This is a genomic window from Anabaena sp. CCY 9402-a (assembly GCF_963920945.1).
Classification (GTDB): domain Bacteria; phylum Cyanobacteriota; class Cyanobacteriia; order Cyanobacteriales; family Nostocaceae; genus Trichormus; species Trichormus minutissimus.
In genome coordinates this window covers 1-469 of the sequence record NZ_CAWUDL010000219.1, presented here as the reverse complement: position 1 = coordinate 469, position 469 = coordinate 1, and the positions used below count along the sequence as shown (strand labels likewise).

Here is a 469-nt window from a genome sequence, read left to right as displayed (position 1 = left end):
CTCCGATTCACTCAGCCCTGCTGTGTTATCTTGCATTGCTTAGTCTAAACTCCAGCAATTTACCGTCTTTACATAAACTTGATATGTATGACTTCAACTGTTTATGCACTAAATATAGAATTGAGAGTAAGTAACTTCAGAATGTTAATTGATAAATTAATTCATCAGTAGACTTACCTTTAATAAACTCATCGTTCTGGTGGGAGCATCCCAGTTTTTTGCAAAGAGGGGAAAAATGGGTAAAGAACGGATATCTCCCAACTCATCTAAATATACCCGATGTACTTGGTCGCCGTTAGCCATAATTGCGAACACATATCTAATCAAGTCTTTTTGGAAATATGCCTTTCGGTATAGTTTTGAGTATCTACTTTTCCTAACTCCCAAAAAAATGGGCGAACCGGGAGTTATAACGCAATACGGTTCAGTTAAGGCTAGCAAGCTGATGAGTGATATGAAATTTCGGAAC

Annotated in this window: 1 protein-coding gene; it reads left to right on the top strand. The window is 37.5% G+C overall.

The window, feature by feature from the left end:
* Positions 1-235: 235 nt before the first annotated feature.
* Positions 236-469: hypothetical protein (locus tag ACM0OR_RS28380; protein ID WP_414579739.1), on the top strand; the 234-nt coding region annotated here is incomplete at its 3' end.